Below are 15,998 nucleotides of genomic sequence, written 5' to 3'. Positions count from 1 at the left end.
GATGGAATGGCAGGCAGCACTTGCCCTGATGCTGGGCACCCTGTTTGCGCTGATGCTGATCGGCGTGCCGGTCGCATTCGGCTTTCTCGGCGTCAATCTGCTCGGCGCCTGGATCTTCCTCGGCGGCGAGGCAGGACTCGGGCAACTGGTGCGCAACTCGGTGGGCTCGATCAGCAGTTTCTCGCTCACCCCGATCCCGCTCTTCGTGCTGATGGGCGAGGTGCTGTTCCATACCGGCCTCGCCTACCGGGCGATCGAGGCCATCGAACGTCTGATCACCCGCCTGCCCGGACGCCTGTCGGTCGTGGCGGTGCTGGGCGGCACGACCTTCGCGTCCCTGTCCGGTTCGACCATCGCCAATACGGCAATGATGGGCGGCACGCTGCTGCCCGAGATGCTGCGACGCGGCTATCACCCGACGCTCGCCATGGGGCCGATCATGGCCGTGGGCGGCATTGCGATGCTGATTCCGCCCTCGGCGCTGGCGGTGATGCTGGGCAGTCTGGCCGGCATCTCCATCGGCCAGTTGCTGATCGGCGGCATCCTGCCCGGCCTGGTGATGTCGATCGGCTTTCTCGGCTACGTGATTCTGCGCTGCCGCGCGCACCCCGAACTGGCACCGGTCGACGCACAGGACGGGCCGGCCATTGTGGGTTGGGCGCGCTGGTGGCCCTTCCTGCGTGATGTGGTGCCGCTGCTCGGCATTTTCGTCGCCGTCGTGGGCAGCATGCTGGCAGGCTGGGCATCTCCGACCGAATCGGCTGCAATCGGTGCGCTGGCGTCGGTGGTGGCGACCATGGCCTATCGCGCGCTGACGCTGCATGCGCTGTTCAAGGCGCTGATGGAAACGGCCCGCATCTCGGTCATCATCCTGTTCGTGCTCGTGGCCTCGACGACCTTCTCGCAGCTGCTCAGCTTCTCCGGCGCAACGTCGGGCCTGCTCGGGCTGATCACCGAACTCGAGCTGTCGCCGGTGATGCTGGTCGTCGGCATGCTGCTCCTGCTGCTGGTGCTGGGCTGCGTCATCGACCAGGTCAGCATGATGATGATCACGCTGCCCTTTTTCATGCCCCTGGCCTCTGCGGCTGGCATCGACCCCGTCTGGCTCGGGGTGATGATGCTGATCGCGATGGAGATGGGGCTGCTCACACCGCCCTTCGGCCTGCTGCTGATGGTGATGCAGAGCGTTGCCCCGGCGCACATCCGCCTGCCGCAGATCTATGCGGCAGCGACCCCTTTCCTTGTGATCGAGTTGATCGTCCTCGGCCTCATCTTCACCGTGCCGTGGCTGGCTGTCGGCCTGCCACGGCTGATGAGCTGAGCGTTCCCCACCCGACTGCACCAACCCCACGGAGATCTACCATGCAGAGAAAATACGGAATACTCACCGCAAGTGTGCTGCTCTCGCTGCTCGCCACCTCAGCACAGGCGGCGGAAATCACGCTCAAGGCGGTCAGCGCCTTTGGCAAGGACACCTTCTTCTCGCAGCGCTTCAACGCCTTCGTCGACAAGGTGAACGCCGAGGGAAAGGGCATCATGCAGATCCGGGTAGTGGGCGGTCCAGAGTCCATGCCGCCGTTCGAGGTGGGCAACGCAGTGCGTGCCGGGGTGGTGGACTTCGCCAACAGCACGGGGGTGTTTCACGCCAATCTCGTGCCCGAGGCGCTGGCAATGACGCTGGCCGAGAAGCCGATGTCGGAAATCCGCGCCAACGGTGGTTACGCGCTGCTGGACAGCATCCACCGCCAGAAGGCGAACATGGTCTGGCTGGCGCGTGTGTCGGACGGGCTTGATTACCACATCTACACCACGAAGAAGCCAAGCGGGAGTGACTTCTCCGGCTTCAAGCTGCGCAGCGTGCCGGTCTATCGTGCCTTCTTCCAGGCGGTCGGTGCCGCGCCGCTGCAGGTGCCGCCGGGTGAGGTCTATACCGCGCTCGAGCGCGGGGTGGTTGATGGTTACGGCTGGCCTTCGATCGGGATGTTCGATCTCGGCTGGCAGGAGAAAACCAAGTATCGCGTGGAGCCCGGTTTCTACAACGTCGAAGTCAGCTTCTTCATGAACCAGAACACCTGGAAGAAGCTCGACGCGGCTCAGCGAGCCTTCCTTGAAAAGCAGCTGGCGTGGGCCGAAGCCCAGAACGAGAAGGATCTGGCGACCGCGACCGAGGAAAAGGCAAAGCAGGCCAAGGCCGGCATCGAGACCTACGCGCTTCCGGAAGCGCAGGTCAATCTCTTCCGTGCCAAGGCCTACGAGGCAGGATGGGCCGGCATCGAGCAGGCCAGCCCGCAGAATGCGGCAAAGCTCAAAGCCCTGTTCAGCAACGGTCGCTGAACCGCTTGCGCTGGCGCGCCACGCTCATCCCAGCGTGGCGTTGGCCAGTTTGAGCCCGAATCCGATGAACAGCCCGCCGACGCTGCCGGTTGCGGTAGCGGCAAGGCGGCGCCGGCGGCGGAACTGCCGCGCCAGATGCACGCCGCCGAAGATCAGCGCCGACAGGTACAGCGCGCTGCAGATCTGCACGATGATGCCGAGAATGATGAAGGACAGGCCCGGCCAGGCGTAGCCCGGGTCGACGAACTGGATGAAGAAGGAAACAAAGAACAGGATCGCCTTCGGGTTCATCAGGCTGATCATCAGCGCGGTGCGGAAGGGGCTGGATGCGTTGGTGACGGGTGGCGTGGTTTCGCCGGATTCTTCGCCGCGCTGCTTCCAGCTTGCAAATGAACTGCGCAGCAGGCTCAGGCCCAGCCAGGCGAGGTAGCCCGCACCGGCATACTTGATGACCAGAAACAGCTCGGGCGTCGCCCGCAGCAGGGAGGCCGCGCCGGTCGTGGCCAGAATCATCAGGATCATGTCACCGACAAAAATGCCACAGGCGCCGCGATAGCCTGCAGCCACGCCAAGGCGCGAGGCAACCGACATCACATAGAGCGAGTTCGGCCCCGGCAGCAACACGATGAAAATGGTGCCGAGGATGAAGGTCGTCAGGTCGGTGATGCCGTAGAACATGAAAGGCTCCTGCCACTAAATCGCACTGCGATCAGTTACTTGGGTGCGTGCGCGAACCCGCGATCTTATCAAGCATAGACCTTGTCGTGGGGGTTTGTGATCCCGATTCGGGTAAGTCCGCAGATCAGAGTCCGCGCGCCCAGGCCGGACGCAGGTGGGCATGTTCCGGGTCGGCGAGGGCGGCGCGGACCTGCGTCAGCAGACGGTCCTTTTCTGCGCCCAGGGTGCCCTTCAGCACCAGCCAGTTGCTGGCATGGTCGGAGCGGAACACCGTGCGGCGCAATTCGAGCTGCGACAGGAAGCGTTCCATCTCGGCGATCAGGCCGTGCTGATCGAGCGGCTCCCACTCGGGGAAGTCGGCACGGAAGCGCGCTTCGCCGGTGGGGAAGCTCACCACCAGCGTGGCCAGATACTCGGGCTGGGTGGCGTTGGCGAGGCGTGCGGAATTGTCGGCATGCTGCTCACTGAACACCTGGCCGCCGAGGCCGTTGAGGATCATCACCGAGCGCGTGATGCCGGCCGAGCCGAGCTTGTCCAGCGCTTCGCAGGTGGAGTCGAAGGTCTCGCCCTTGTTGACCCGCGCCAGCACCACGTCGTCGCCCGACTCCGCACCCAGATACGCCAGCGAGAGCCCGGCCTCGCGCAGCGCGCGCAATTCCTCGACGGTTTTCTTTGCCAGGTTGCGGGCCAGACAGTAGCTCGACACCCGGCGCACGGCAGGCATCTCGCGCCGGATGGTCTCGAGAATGTTCAGCAGGCGCCGGGTCGGCAGCACCAGTGCATCACCGTCGGCGAGAAAGATGCGCCGGATGCGGTCGCCGTAGCGCGCACCGGTCTTGCGGATGCTCTCGAGCACTTCGTCCTCGCTGCGCGCACGAAACGCCTTCTGAGGTGCGGTGTACATCTCGCAGAAGGTGCATTTGTTCCACGAGCAGCCGTCGGTAACCGGCAGGATCAGGGAGTCGGCTTCGCTCGGCGGACGAAAGACGGGTTCGACGTAACGGATTGGGATGCTCATGGGGGTGGGCCAGTGATCTGTCGGCGCATATTCTCGCCGCGGGGGCGATGCCGGTTCAAGAACCTTGCTCGAGAAAACGGCACCGGTGTCCCGCGAGCCGGTCCGGCCCGCGGGGCGGAGACGTCAGGCGTCTTCGAGAATCAGCACGATCAGCTCTTTCGGGCCATGGGCGCCGTAGGCCAGCGTCTGCTGGATATCCGCCGTCTTGGATGGGCCGGACACCAGCAGGGCGTTGGTGGGCAGGCCTGCTGCCCAGGACTGTGCCTGCAGCACGGTGTACAGATTGTCGTAGACCTCGCTCGCCTTGAGCAGGGCGATGTGCAGGGGCGGCACCAGGCTCATCAGCCGCGGCTCGGTCGTGGTCGGCCACATGATCAGGCTGCCGGTGGCCGCAATGCCGCCGAGCGTGCCGGTGAGGCTGGCGGGGGTATTGAAGAAGAGCTCGTCCTTCCATTCCTCCACCGGGCGGTCGTAGGCCTTGAGCCGGATTGCCTTGGCCTGATCCGCAAGGTGGCTGGCGAACTGCTGGCCATGCGGGGTGTCGGGCGAGATCAGCAACTCGTCGATGCCCCGTGCGGTCAGCGCTTCGACGACCCGCGCAGGCCAGTCGGTGGTGGTGGTCAGCTGCGTTTCGCCGTGCACGGCTTCGAGCAATTCACGCAGGCGCGGAATGCGTTGTTCGGGCGCATAGGTCCACGGTTCGGTGAGCAGGGCTTCGTCGTAGTCGTCGGCGAGCGGCGTGGTGCCGGCGAGGCTGTGCCCGAGTTTGGCGAGGATGCGTTCCTTGGCGCTCATTCAGTCTTCTCCCAGATGGTCGCGGGCCAGTTCGTGCAGGCTGCGCGGGGCGGCCTTCGGGGCGCTGTGGTGCTGGGTCCAGGGGCCGAGCTTGGGCGGGGTCAGCGCGCTCAGGCGGGTGGCTGCCAGGTTGAAGACGCGATACAGGCGGGGCGAGGTGTTGAGCAGGCGCCAGCCCTTCCACGCCATGCCCTCGGCGCGCGAATACTTGCTGCCCTGACCGCGCATGTGTTGCGGGCTGGCGTCGGGCGCGCGGACGTTCTCCTCGCGCAGGCGACGCAGGATGGCCGGAATCGGAATCCTGACCGGACACACTTCACCGCAGGCGCCGCACAGCGAGGATGCGCTGGGCAGGTCCTTGGTCTCTTCCAGTCCGAGCATGTGCGGGGTGATGATCTTGCCGATTGGGCCGGGATACACCGTGCCGTAGGCATGGCCGCCGATACGGGTATAGACCGGACAATGGTTCATGCAGGCGCCGCAGCGGATGCAGTTCAGGGTCTGGCGCAGCTCGCTGTCGGCGAAGGCCTGGCTGCGGCCATTGTCGAGCAGTACCAGGTGCACTTCCTGCGGGCCATCGAGCTCTTCCGCCTTGCGCGGGCCGGAGATTACGTTCACATAGGTGGTGATCGGCTGTCCGGTGGCGGAGCGGGTGAGCAGCGACAGCAGCGGCACCACGTCGCGCAGGTTCTCCACCACCTTCTCGATGCCCGTGACCGCGATATGGACCGGCGGCACCGTGGTCGACATGCGGCCGTTGCCCTCGTTCTCCACCAGCAGCAGCGAGCCGGTCTCGGCGATGGCGAAGTTCACCCCCGATACGCCGATATCGGCCTCGAAGAACTTGCGCCGCAACGTCTCGCGTCCGATCTGGATGAGTCTGTCGACGTCCTCGGTGTAATCGACTTCGAGCTTGTCGTGAAACAGCGAGGCCACCTGGCCGGCATTGAGGTGAATGGCCGGCATGATGATGTGCGACGGTTTCTCGTTGCCGAGCTGGACGATGAACTCGCCCATGTCGGACTCGAGGCAATCGACGCCGTGGCCCTCGAGGTAATGGTTCATCTCCATTTCCTCGCTCACCATCGACTTGCCCTTGATCACCTGCTTCGCTTCATGCGCGCTGACGATCTCATGCACGATCGCATTGGCCTCGTCGACGGTCTCGGCCCAGTGCACCTTGACGCCGTTGCGGGTCAGGTTGGTTTCGAGGCGCTCAAGCAGTTCGGGCAGTTTCGACAGCGCGCGTGCGCGCACGTGGTTGCCGAAGGTGCGCAGGCGTTCGAGCTCGTCGCCGTCGGGAAACTGCGCCGCGCGCTTGGCCATCAGGAAATCCATCGCGCCACGGAAGTTCCTGCGCAGCTGCTTGTCGTGCACTGCGCCGTGTGCGCGCTGCTTGAACGTCATCGGAATGGCGGGTGCGTGCGCAGCCGTTGTCGCAGTCGGGGTGGTGGCCTGGCTGGGGGCTGGTGCGTTCATGACTGAGCTCCCGTGGTCTTGCCGCCGGAGCGGCGCAGCAGGAAGCTGGCAAGGTGCTCGCCGCGCAGGCGGTCGTACTGTTTCTCGAACGCGCCATTGATGTTGAGCAGACAGCCGCAGTCGGCGCTGACCACCTCGGCCGCGCCCGAGCCCTTCAGGGCCGCGGTCTTGTCGCGCACCATTGCGCCCGAGATGTCCGGCATGCGCACGCTGAAAGTGCCGCCGAAACCGCAGCACTCGCTCTCGTGGTCGTGATCGACGCGTTCGACCTGCTCGAGCTGTGCGAGCAGTGCGCGACCGTGCATGTGCGTGCCCATCTCCCGGCGCGCCGAGCACGAGGTGTGCAGCGCCACCTTGACCGGCTCGCCGCTGTCCTCGAAACGGACCTTGCACACTTCCAGCAGGAACTCGGCCAGCTCGTAGGTGCGTCCGGCAAGTGACTCCACCTGCTTCAGGGTGTCGGGCTCTGCGGCGAAGAGTTCCGGATAGTGATGGCAGAACATCCCCGCGCACGACCCTGACGGGATGACCACCGGCCAGTCGCGCGCAAAGAGCTTGAGCTGGGCGCGGGCTACCTCACGTGCGTCATCCGTGTAGCCCGAGGTGTAGGCGGGCTGTCCGCAACAGGTCTGCCCTTGGGGGAAATGCACGCGGATGCCTTCGCGTTCGAGCAGGTGAATCGTATCCATGCCTGCATCCGGGTAAAACAGGTCGAGCACGCAGGTGCCGAACAGATAGACATCGGTTGGTTTCTGCGCCGGGTAGCTTCGCGGCGCGCGTGGCGGCGGGGCGACGCGGGTGGTGTTATCGCTGGCGCCTGGGGTGTGCTGGCTCATGGGCTGCTGTCTCCATCCTGTTTAGAAGATTGTAGACGGACGAGGCTCACTGCATAGTGTGGTTCTCCCTGTGTGCCTGCCAGCGCGATTCGCGTCCGGGCTCAGTTGCCGGTTCGAACCGGGATCTCCATTCCCGACGCAGACCACACCCCCTGTTCGATTGCGCGCCGACCATCGAAGACCAGCCAGCTGCGGGCGCCGTAATGTGGCAGCGGGCGCAGCAAGGCGCGCAGCGCATCGGTGTCTGCGACCGAAACGACGGCCAGCGGCGCATGCGCCTGGTCTGCAGTGGTCCACACCTGCGCACTGCCGCGCACTCCCAGCTGGTCAGGGCGGGGCGGCAGCCCGGCGGTGGCAAGTGAAGCGTCGACGGCGGCATGGCGACCGATCAGCAGCACAGGGGTCGTGTCGGTCTTCAGGTTAGCAATGGATGTACGCCGGGCAGGGTTCTCGAACACTGCATCTGCCAGCGCCTGCGCCGATGCCGTGAAGCCTGATGCGTCCGGTCCTGCCTGGTCGTCGGCGATGATCAGGCGCGGGGAACGGGCGCTGATCCACTGGCGCAGGATGGGCGGCAACTGGTTCGCGGACAGCACCCGCCACAGTCGCAGCTCGGGGTCGAGTGCGACCCGCTGAGGCAGCGCCGGAAGTTCAAGCATCAGGCGCTGCCGGCGCTGATCGAGACTGACCCGGCGTGTTTCATGATGATCGGCATAGCTCAGGCTGAGCGGCACCTCAAGCACATAGGCGGGGAACGACTGACTGAGTTCGAGCGTAAGCCGGACGCTGCTCCCGTGCTGCGTTGCGCTGGCCTTGTCGAGGGTGAGCGCTGGCCCACCGGGGCGTGTGAGCCACTGCTCGAAGAAGGTTGCTAGTGACCGCCCCGAGGTGGTCTCGAAGCTGCTGCGGAGCGCGTCCCAGTCTGCCACCCTGAAGCGGTGCTGGGTCCAGAACAGCTGGATACCACGCTTGAACGCCTCTTCGCCGATGAGGTCGCGCAGCATCAGGAACAGCATCGCCGACTTGCCGTAGCCCACCACTGCGGCCGCGCCATGCGTGCGGGAGCGAAACGAGGTCAGCGTGGGCTGGTCCGCTGTGGGGGTGGCGGCGAAGTCGCGCAACCAGCCCATGCGCATTGCGCTCGCGGCAGCAGCGGACTCCTCTTCCTTGTGGGCATGATCGGCCATGAAGGTGGTGAGTCCTTCGGACCAGTTGCCGCGCTGATAATCGACAAACACGCCGTTGCCCCACCAGTTGTGCAGAACCTCGTGACCGAGCGAAGTGGCACGGATGAAGGGCAGCTTCAGCACCTGCGCGCCGATGTAGGTGAGCGTGGGCATGCCGAAGCCGGTAGGCAGGGGGCTTGCGACGACCGAAAAGCTGTCGAAGGGATAGGGGCCGATGGCTTCGCTGTAGCGCTCGATGTAGCGCCGGGTATCGTCCAGGTAGGCAGCCGGCAGGCCTTCGACGGCGTCGAGGTCGGCGGGAAAGTAGGTGCGCAGCCGCAGCGGGCCGGCGTCCGTGCGCGGCACCTGCAGCTCCCTGATTTGCCAGGGGCCGGCCATCAGGTCGATGCCGTCGGCGGGGTGAGGGAACTCGAAACTTGCGCGGTAAGTGGCGTCGTCCGCCTGCGGCTGTGTTTCGGCGATCAGGCGGCCGGCCACGAGCGCACGCTGTGTGGCGGGTACGGTGAGCTCGACCCGGTAGGTGAACATGGCGCCGGGGTGCGGGTACCAGCCGCTGCCGGCGGGCAGAAAGCTGCCGGCGGTCGAGGCGGCAGGCAGCAGGCGCTGAAGGACGTCGCGGTGATCGAGTCGGGCGTCGAGCGCCGGCAGGGTGCCGCCATAGTGCAGCTGCAGGGTTCCGTTGGCCGGCAGGACGATGCGCCAGCTGCGGATCTCGCCCCGGCGGCCGCCCGGCTCGACGCGAAGCGGACGGCCGTCGACACTGGCCGAGGTGACGCTGAGCGACTGATGCAGCGCGAAGATGAAGTCTGCCGACTGCGGCCGGATTTCGGCTACGGCGTCGAAGGCACGGGTGTCGGGGTCGAGGCTCAGCTTCAGGGCGATCGAGGGCAGCCGGTCATCCGCCGCTGCGCTGGCGACGCCTGAGTGCAGCACGACGAGCGCGAGCCACATGGCCCGGAGCCACACCCCCGGCCGCAGCACGCAGGTGAGCACTGCGCTCATGACTTCGCCGGAAACCGCACGATCAGCTCGAGGGTTTCACTGCCGCGCTTCACTGTCATCGGCAGCCAGGTGCCGGCAGGCTGCGTGCGAATGGTGGCGATCAGTCCGGCCAGCGTTGGCGTCTTCTCGCCCGCGGCTTCGATGATGATGTCACTGACGGCAAAGCCCGAACGCTCGGCGAGACTGGCCGGCGATACCGTGGCAACCCGCACGCCTTCGCGATGGGCCTCCAGCCCGACTCCGAGGCGGGGCGGGGGCGGGGCGTCGAGCGCCTGTTCGGGAATGGCAAACACCGCGTCGGCGAGGCCGCCGGGAATGTCGGCGCACGGGGTCGACGCCGCGATCGGCAGCAGCGTGCCGATGCTGTCGATGCCGAGATCCCGCAGCTGGTGGGGCACGCCGTGCCCGCCGCGGATGTGTCCGCCCCCCATGATGCCGACCACAAGGGGTTTGCTGCCGCCGTCGGCGGTGGCGCGTGAGCGGCTCGCCAGCGCCTCGGCCATTGCGCGGTCCCATACCTGCTGCGCCTCGACGAAGTTGCGGAAGGCAGGGTCGTTGCGGCCGGCTGCGCCCCGGGCGCCGCCGGCACCATGCCCGCGCATGTGGCCACGCATGTCGGCATGTGCCTTGTGCACCTCGAACAGCTCATCCACATACGCGGACGGGGCCGCAGCCGCCCGGCCAACGCCCTCGCGTTTCGATTCCGGTACGGACGCCCAGCCACCCGCAGAGGTGTCGCGGATCAGTTGCGGCTCGACGTTGAGCGCAAGCATCGGGATACGGTTGAGGCGCGCGAACTGGAACAGCGGCATGTAGAGTTCTGCGGGCATTCGCCAGATCGTGTCCCATGAGGTGAGCTCCAGAAAGCGTGCTTCGCTCAGGCTGCCCCCGACCCACTGATCCAGCACCGCCTGCAGGCGGCGCGGGAACATCTCGAATCCGATCACCATGTCCGGGCGCTGGGCGTGCAGGGCAGCGAGGGTCTGGAGCTGCCAGCGGTGGTGGTCGGCGTTGTCGTGCTGCTCGCCGAGCAGGACTACATCCCGCAGCGCCATCGAGGCCACGGTTGCGGGTCCGGGCGTGGCGCGGATGCCGCTGGCCTGCGGGTTGGCCCAGGTGGCTGGTCCGATGCAGCCGGGCGTGCGATCACCGACAGGGGCGGCGGGCGCTGCCGCAACCGTGGGGACGCCGCTGATGGCAGCGCATGCGAGCAGGAGCGTGCAGAGTGCTTGATTGCGCATGAGGAAGACGCCGTGGGGGAAAGTGGGTAGAGCCTGTGGCGGGCGGCGAGTTCCGGCCCGGTGTTGCGCGCGCTCATGCCGCGGTCCTGAAACGCTATTGATTGAAGCCTGTGCACGCTAAGCTCGCCGCCTCTCAGTGATTTGTCGAGCGATGATGTCCGATCGTGCTTCCGCGGCTGTGCCGGTACCTGATTGCGAGCCGCCCGCCAGCGTCAGCCCGGGTGAGGCTTTCCTGTTCTGGCTCAAGCTCGGCTTCATCAGCTTTGGTGGTCCCGCCGGGCAGATCTCGATCATGCACGCCGAGCTGGTCGAGCGCCGGCGCTGGATCAGCGAGAAGCGCTTCCTGCATGCGCTCAACTACTGCATGCTGCTGCCCGGCCCCGAGGCTCAGCAGCTGGCGACCTACATCGGCTGGCTGCTGCACCGGACCTGGGGCGGGCTCATGGCCGGCGCGCTGTTCGTGCTGCCTTCGCTGTTCATTCTGATTGCGTTGTCGTGGATCTACATCGCGTTCGGCAATGTCCCGCTGGTTGCGGGGCTGTTTTACGGCATCAAGCCTGCCGTGACCGCGATCGTGCTGCAGGCCGCGCACCGCATCGGTTCGCGCGCGCTGAAGAACTCGGCCTTGTGGGGAATCGCGGGGGCGTCGTTCGTCGCCATCTTTGCGTTGCATCTGCCGTTTCCCGCCATTGTGGCTGGCGCGGCGCTGGCGGGCTTCATCGGCGGGCGCATTGCCCCGGCCCGGTTCAGCGCAGGTGGCGGGCATGCAGGCGCGGCAAGCACGGCCACCGCTGCCCTGATCGGCGATGACACGCCGACACCCGTGCACGCCCGCTTCAGCTGGCGCCGGCTGGCGATGGTGCTCACCTGCGGCGCCTTGCTGTGGGTGGTGCCGATGGGGCTGCTGACGGCGTCCTTCGGCTGGAATGACACGCTCACGCAGATGGGCTGGTTCTTCACCAAGGCGGCCCTGCTGACCTTTGGCGGCGCGTATGCGGTGCTGCCCTATGTGTATCAGGGGGCGGTCGGGCACTACGGCTGGCTGAGTCCGACGCAGATGATCGACGGCCTTGCCCTGGGCGAAACCACGCCCGGTCCGCTGATCATGGTGGTCGCCTTCGTCGGCTTCGTCGGCGGCTACGTCGCTGAGCTGTTCGGCCCCGAAACGCGCTTTCTGGCGGGCGCCGTGGCCGCAGCGCTGGTGACCTGGTTCACCTTCCTGCCCTCCTTTCTCTTCATCCTGGCGGGCGGGCCGCTGGTGGAATCCACCCATGACGACCTGAAGTTCACCGCGCCGCTCACCGCGATTACCGCAGCGGTCGTGGGGGTGATCCTGAACCTGGCGCTCTTCTTCGGCTATCACGTGCTGTGGCCGGCCGGCTTCGAGGGCGCGTTCGACTGGCCCTCGGCGCTGATTGCGCTTGTCGCCGCGCTGGCACTGTTCCGCTTCAGGATGAACGTGATCCACGTCATTGCGGGCTGTGCGCTGCTGGGGCTCGCTGCCAGGTCCATCATCGGCTGAGCTCGCGTTGAGGTTGAAACCACGGCTGCGACAGGAGTGGTTACAATCATCGGCTAACGGCAGTTGCAATGACCGCCCTTCAACCGTCCCGGCAGGGCCCGTGTGCCACCGGGCGGCCAGGATATCAATAAGGAGGCACGATGCCCGCTTTGCTAGATAACGTCGATCCCGACGGCCTGCTCGAATACTCTGTGGTCTACACCGACCGCGCGCTCAACCACATGTCCAAGGCTTTCCAGGGCGTCATGCGCGACCTGTCGGCCATGCTCAAGCGCGCCTACAATGCCGATGCCGTGGCAATCGTGCCCGGTAGCGGAACCTTCGGCATGGAAGCCGTGGCGCGTCAGTTCGCCACCGGCAAGCGCGCGCTGGTGATCCGTAACGGCTGGTTCAGCTACCGCTGGACGCAGATCTTCGACATGGGGCGCATTCCCGAAACCGCTGTCGTGCTCAAGGCCCGCCCGGTGAACTCCGGCCCGCAGGCGCCTTTTGCGCCGGTGCCGGTCGAGGATGTGGTCGCCGCGATCCGTCAGCACAAACCCGACGTCGTGTTTGCGCCGCATGTCGAAACCTCGTCCGGCATGATCCTGCCCGACGACTACATCAAGGCCGTTGCCCAGGCCGTGCATGCCGAAGGCGGCCTGTTCGTGCTCGACTGCATCGCATCCGGCGCCATGTGGGTCGATATGGCCGAAACCGGTGTCGATATCCTGATCAGTGCGCCGCAGAAGGGCTGGACCGCATCGCCGTGCTGCGCGATGGTCATGTTCAGCAGGCTGGCGCGTGAGCGCATCGAGAATACCGCCAGCACCAGCTTCGCCTGCGACCTCAAGAAGTGGCTGCAGATCATGGAGGCTTACGAAGGCGGCGCACATGCGTATCACGCCACGATGCCTACAGACTCACTGGTCAAGTTGCGTGACGTGATGAAGGAAACCGAAGCCTACGGCCTGGAGAAGGTTCGCGCCGAACAGATCGAACTGGGTGCGAGAGTGCGCGAGCTGCTTGAGGGCCGGGGCATCCGGAGTGTGGCTGCCGATGGCTTCAAGGCGCCCGGTGTGGTGGTGAGCTATACCGAGGACGACGGCATCCGTACCGGCAGCAAGTTTGCTGCAGTCGGGGTGCAGAGCGCAGCAGGCGTGCCGCTGCAGTGTGACGAGCCGGCCGATTTCAAGACCTTCCGCCTTGGGCTGTTCGGTCTCGACAAACTGCACAACGTCGAGCGCACCGTGGCCAGCCTGAAGCAGGCGCTGGATCAGCTGCAGTAAGGCTGTTGCCGCCGTAAACGAAGCTGGCACATCAGCGTGCGCAAGGGCGCGGCTGACGTGCCAGTTCGGTGTTTTCGATCAGATACGTGCTGCCCGAGGGGGACTCGAGGGCGGCCACGGGTCAGGCTCAGCGATGGGCGTGACGCGAAGACAGGTTCAGTTTGTGCATGACGAAGGCAGCCAGTTGCTGGGCACTGCTGAGGCCGGCCGCGATCAGGCGGCCGAGCTCCTCGCTGCGGAGGCGGTTGGCCTCACGGACGATTGAGTCGATCTGTTCGGGCTTGTATTCCATTTTGACGCTCCTTTTACGTGTTCCCGTCGTGTGGGAACGGTGTAAATCTAGCGCGAATGTTGCGGCGCAACAAACGATGAATTGTCATCCGACGGATTAGAAAATCTCATCTGTATGGTCGAACGTCTTCCTCCGCTCAATGCCCTGCGTGCTTTCGAGGTGGCTGCCCGCCACCTCAGCTTCCGCCGTGCGGCAGAGGAACTGTCTGTCACGCCGACCGCGATCAGCCACCAGATTCGCACGCTCGAGGAGCATCTCGGGGTTTCGCTGTTCCGTCGCCTGACCCGCGCGCTGGAGCTGACGCCGGAAGGCATGGCGATGCTGCCCAAGTTGCGCGAGGGCATGGACTGCTTCACGGCAGCGGTTGCGGCCGTGCGCGAATGTGCGCCCGACCCGCGTCTGGTCGTGCTGGCGCCGCCATCGCTTGCGCTGCGCTGGCTGTTGCCGCGACTGCAGCGCTTTACCAGCATGTATCCGGATGTCGAGCTGCATCTGTCAGGCTCGGCGGCCATGATCGACCGCGGCGATGCGGCGCCCCAGCGTCTGCCCGACGTCGAGGCGGCACTTAGTAATGCGCCTGAAGTCTGGATTCGCAACGGTCACGGCCGCTATCCCGGCTGTCGCGTCGATCTGGTGCTCGAAACCGACTACACCGCGGTGTGCAGCCCGCAGTTGCTGCGCGGCAAGCTGCCATTGCGCAAGCCGGCGGACATGCGCTATCAGACGCTGATCCATGACGACACCATTCAGGATCTGCAGGAGCGGCCGAACTGGGCCGAGTGGCTGAAGGTGGCGGGTGTGAAGGGGGTGGATACGACGGCGGGGCCGCACTTCACCGACTCGGGTCTTGCGATTGCGGCGGCGCTGGGCGGGTTTGGCGTTGCCCTGCTGTCGCGGCCGCTCGTTGCCGCAGAGATTGCCGCAGGACAGCTGATCGCACCCTTCGACATATCGCTCGGGCGGCGCTTTGCCTACTACATCGTGACGCCGGAGGAGACCGCCGAACGGCCGGTTGTTGCGGCGTTCCGCAACTGGCTCATCAATGAGTCGGGCATGAGCCGCAAGGCGGAGCCCGAGTCCGGTGCGGGGCCGGCCTAGTGGATCTACACGCCTAGGCGCCGCTGGCCGGTGTGCCGGCCCGGCGGGGCAGAAACGTCGCCAGCAGCGTAAGCAGGGCAAAGCCGGCGCCGGCGATGAATGTCCATTGTGCGCCGTGCATTTCCCACAGCAAGCCGGCGAGCACGCTGGCCAGCAGCATGGCGAGGCCGCTGACGAGGTTGAAGAAGCCGTAGGCGGTACCGCGCAGTTCGGCAGGGGCGCTGTCGGCCACCATGCGCGCGAGCAGGCCTTGCGTCATGCCCATGTGCAGCCCCCACAGCGCAATGCCTGCCACCAGCGACGTCCAGTGCGTGCCGGAGGCGAGGATGAGGTCGGCCGCGATCAGCACCGCGAGCCCCAGTCCCAGCAACAGCGTGTGGCTCGCGCCATCCGACAGCTTTCCGAAGGGGTAGGCGGTGAGGGCGTACACGACGTTCATGCCAACCAGCACCAGCGGGGTCAGTGCGATCGCCAGTCCGCCATCGAGCGTCCGCAGCACGAGGAAGGCTTCGGAGAAGCGCGCCAGCGTGAACAGGGCCCCGATCGCGACCACCCACCAGTACGCTGAGGACAGCAGGCGAAGGTTTTCGCGCTTGAGCGGGTTGGTGCGCCTTGCCTGTGGCGGACGTTCGGGTTCGCGTACGCCGAACAGCAGCAGCGCCACCGACAGCACGCCGGGCACGATGGCGACCCAGAACACCGCACGAAAATCGTTTGCCCACAGCAGCATCAGCCCCATGGCGAGCAGCGGGCCGACGAAGGCTCCGACGGTGTCGAGCGACTGGCGCAGACCGAACGCCGCGCCGCGCATCTCGGGCGGGGCGATGTCGGCAACCAGCGCGTCGCGCGGCGCGCCGCGGATGCCCTTGCCGACACGGTCGATCAGCCGCGCACCCAGCACCAGACCGGGGCCGCTGGCGAGTGCGAACAGTGGCTTGGACAGTGCGCCGAGACCGTAGCCGAGCACTGCCAGCGGTTTGCGCTTGCCCCAGTAATCGGACAGCACGCCGGAGAAGACCTTCACGATCAGCGCCGTGGCCTCGGCCGCGCCTTCGATCAGCCCGACCACCAGCGTCCCCGCGCCCAGGCTGGTGACCAGGAAGACCGGCAGCAGGCTGTGGATCAGCTCGGAAGACACATCCATCAGCAGGCTGACAAAGCCCAGCATCCAGATCGCAGGTGGCAGCCCCGCCTTCGGAGACGGTTTGAGAGGAGAGGCTTCGCTCGCGGGGCCGGGGTCGCTCATGC

The 15,998-nt window shown here is 66.0% G+C and carries 14 protein-coding genes; 5 read left to right on the top strand and 9 right to left on the bottom strand.

Annotation, left to right across the window (positions count from 1 at the left end; translation table 11 throughout):
- The first annotated feature begins 1 nt into the window (after position 1).
- Both CEW83_RS09550 and dctP read left to right on the top strand, forming a co-directional pair.
- A complete protein-coding gene (locus tag CEW83_RS09550) occupies positions 2-1,321 on the top strand; it encodes a TRAP transporter large permease (protein ID WP_108951315.1) in 1,320 nt (439 codons plus the stop codon).
- A 41-nt stretch (positions 1,322-1,362) separates the two neighbouring features.
- Positions 1,363-2,334, top strand: coding sequence for a TRAP transporter substrate-binding protein DctP (dctP, locus tag CEW83_RS09545; protein ID WP_108949131.1), 972 nt, complete (start codon positions 1,363-1,365; stop codon positions 2,332-2,334).
- Between the two features lie 24 nt (positions 2,335-2,358).
- On the opposite strand, the gene leuE is transcribed toward dctP, so the two are convergent.
- The 7 genes from leuE to CEW83_RS09510 all read right to left on the bottom strand — a co-directional run bounded on the left by leuE (position 2,359) and on the right by CEW83_RS09510 (position 10,570).
- The gene (gene leuE / locus CEW83_RS09540) at positions 2,359-3,012 is read right to left on the bottom strand and encodes a leucine efflux protein LeuE (protein WP_108949130.1); all 654 of its coding nucleotides are present in this window, start codon (positions 3,010-3,012) and stop codon (positions 2,359-2,361) included.
- Positions 3,013-3,136: 124 nt separating this feature from the next.
- On the bottom strand, positions 3,137-4,030 hold the full coding sequence (locus tag CEW83_RS09535; RefSeq protein ID WP_108949129.1) for a radical SAM protein: 894 nt from the start codon (positions 4,028-4,030) through the stop codon (positions 3,137-3,139).
- A gap of 123 nt (positions 4,031-4,153) precedes the next feature.
- A complete protein-coding gene (locus tag CEW83_RS09530) occupies positions 4,154-4,825 on the bottom strand; it encodes a LutC/YkgG family protein (protein ID WP_108949128.1) in 672 nt (223 codons plus the stop codon).
- Complete coding sequence (locus tag CEW83_RS09525; RefSeq protein WP_199915256.1) at positions 4,826-6,304, bottom strand: LutB/LldF family L-lactate oxidation iron-sulfur protein; 1,479 nt, start codon at positions 6,302-6,304, stop codon at positions 4,826-4,828. It abuts the gene before it with no gap.
- Positions 6,301-7,140: a (Fe-S)-binding protein gene (locus CEW83_RS09520; protein ID WP_108949126.1), complete on the bottom strand. Its 840-nt coding sequence runs from the start codon at positions 7,138-7,140 to the stop codon at positions 6,301-6,303. The genes CEW83_RS09525 and CEW83_RS09520 overlap by 4 nt, the downstream gene beginning before the upstream one ends.
- Positions 7,141-7,241: 101 nt before the next feature.
- Positions 7,242-9,329 carry a M1 family metallopeptidase gene (locus CEW83_RS09515; RefSeq protein ID WP_108949125.1) on the bottom strand — a complete coding sequence of 696 codons (2,088 nt, stop codon included), beginning with the start codon at positions 9,327-9,329 and terminating at the stop codon, positions 7,242-7,244.
- On the bottom strand, positions 9,326-10,570 hold the full coding sequence (locus CEW83_RS09510) for a ChaN family lipoprotein (RefSeq protein WP_234419045.1): 1,245 nt from the start codon (positions 10,568-10,570) through the stop codon (positions 9,326-9,328). Before CEW83_RS09510 ends, CEW83_RS09515 begins: the two co-directional genes overlap by 4 nt.
- 154 nt (positions 10,571-10,724) lie before the next feature.
- Between CEW83_RS09510 and chrA the strand changes: the two genes are divergently transcribed.
- Both chrA and CEW83_RS09500 read left to right on the top strand, forming a co-directional pair.
- Entirely contained in the window at positions 10,725-12,092 is a 1,368-nt protein-coding gene (chrA, locus tag CEW83_RS09505) for a chromate efflux transporter (RefSeq protein WP_108951313.1), read from the top strand.
- A gap of 140 nt (positions 12,093-12,232) precedes the next feature.
- The gene (locus tag CEW83_RS09500) at positions 12,233-13,360 is read left to right on the top strand and encodes an aminotransferase class V-fold PLP-dependent enzyme (RefSeq protein ID WP_108949124.1); all 1,128 of its coding nucleotides are present in this window, start codon (positions 12,233-12,235) and stop codon (positions 13,358-13,360) included.
- A 127-nt stretch (positions 13,361-13,487) separates the two neighbouring features.
- On the opposite strand, the gene CEW83_RS21035 is transcribed toward CEW83_RS09500, so the two are convergent.
- On the bottom strand, positions 13,488-13,652 hold the full coding sequence (locus tag CEW83_RS21035; RefSeq protein ID WP_159099437.1) for a hypothetical protein: 165 nt from the start codon (positions 13,650-13,652) through the stop codon (positions 13,488-13,490).
- 114 nt (positions 13,653-13,766) lie between these two features.
- Here CEW83_RS21035 and gcvA point away from each other — a divergent pair, with 114 nt between their 5' ends.
- Positions 13,767-14,750, top strand: coding sequence for a transcriptional regulator GcvA (gene gcvA, locus CEW83_RS09495; RefSeq protein ID WP_108949123.1), 984 nt, complete (start codon positions 13,767-13,769; stop codon positions 14,748-14,750).
- Between the two features lie 13 nt (positions 14,751-14,763).
- On the opposite strand, the gene CEW83_RS09490 is transcribed toward gcvA, so the two are convergent.
- On the bottom strand, positions 14,764-15,996 hold the full coding sequence (locus tag CEW83_RS09490; protein ID WP_234419044.1) for an MFS transporter: 1,233 nt from the start codon (positions 15,994-15,996) through the stop codon (positions 14,764-14,766).
- Between the last annotated feature and the right edge of the window lie 2 nt (positions 15,997-15,998).

The organism is Parazoarcus communis (genome assembly GCF_003111645.1).
GTDB lineage: Bacteria > Pseudomonadota > Gammaproteobacteria > Burkholderiales > Rhodocyclaceae > Parazoarcus > Parazoarcus communis_A.
This window is presented reverse-complemented; position numbering and strand designations above follow the sequence as displayed.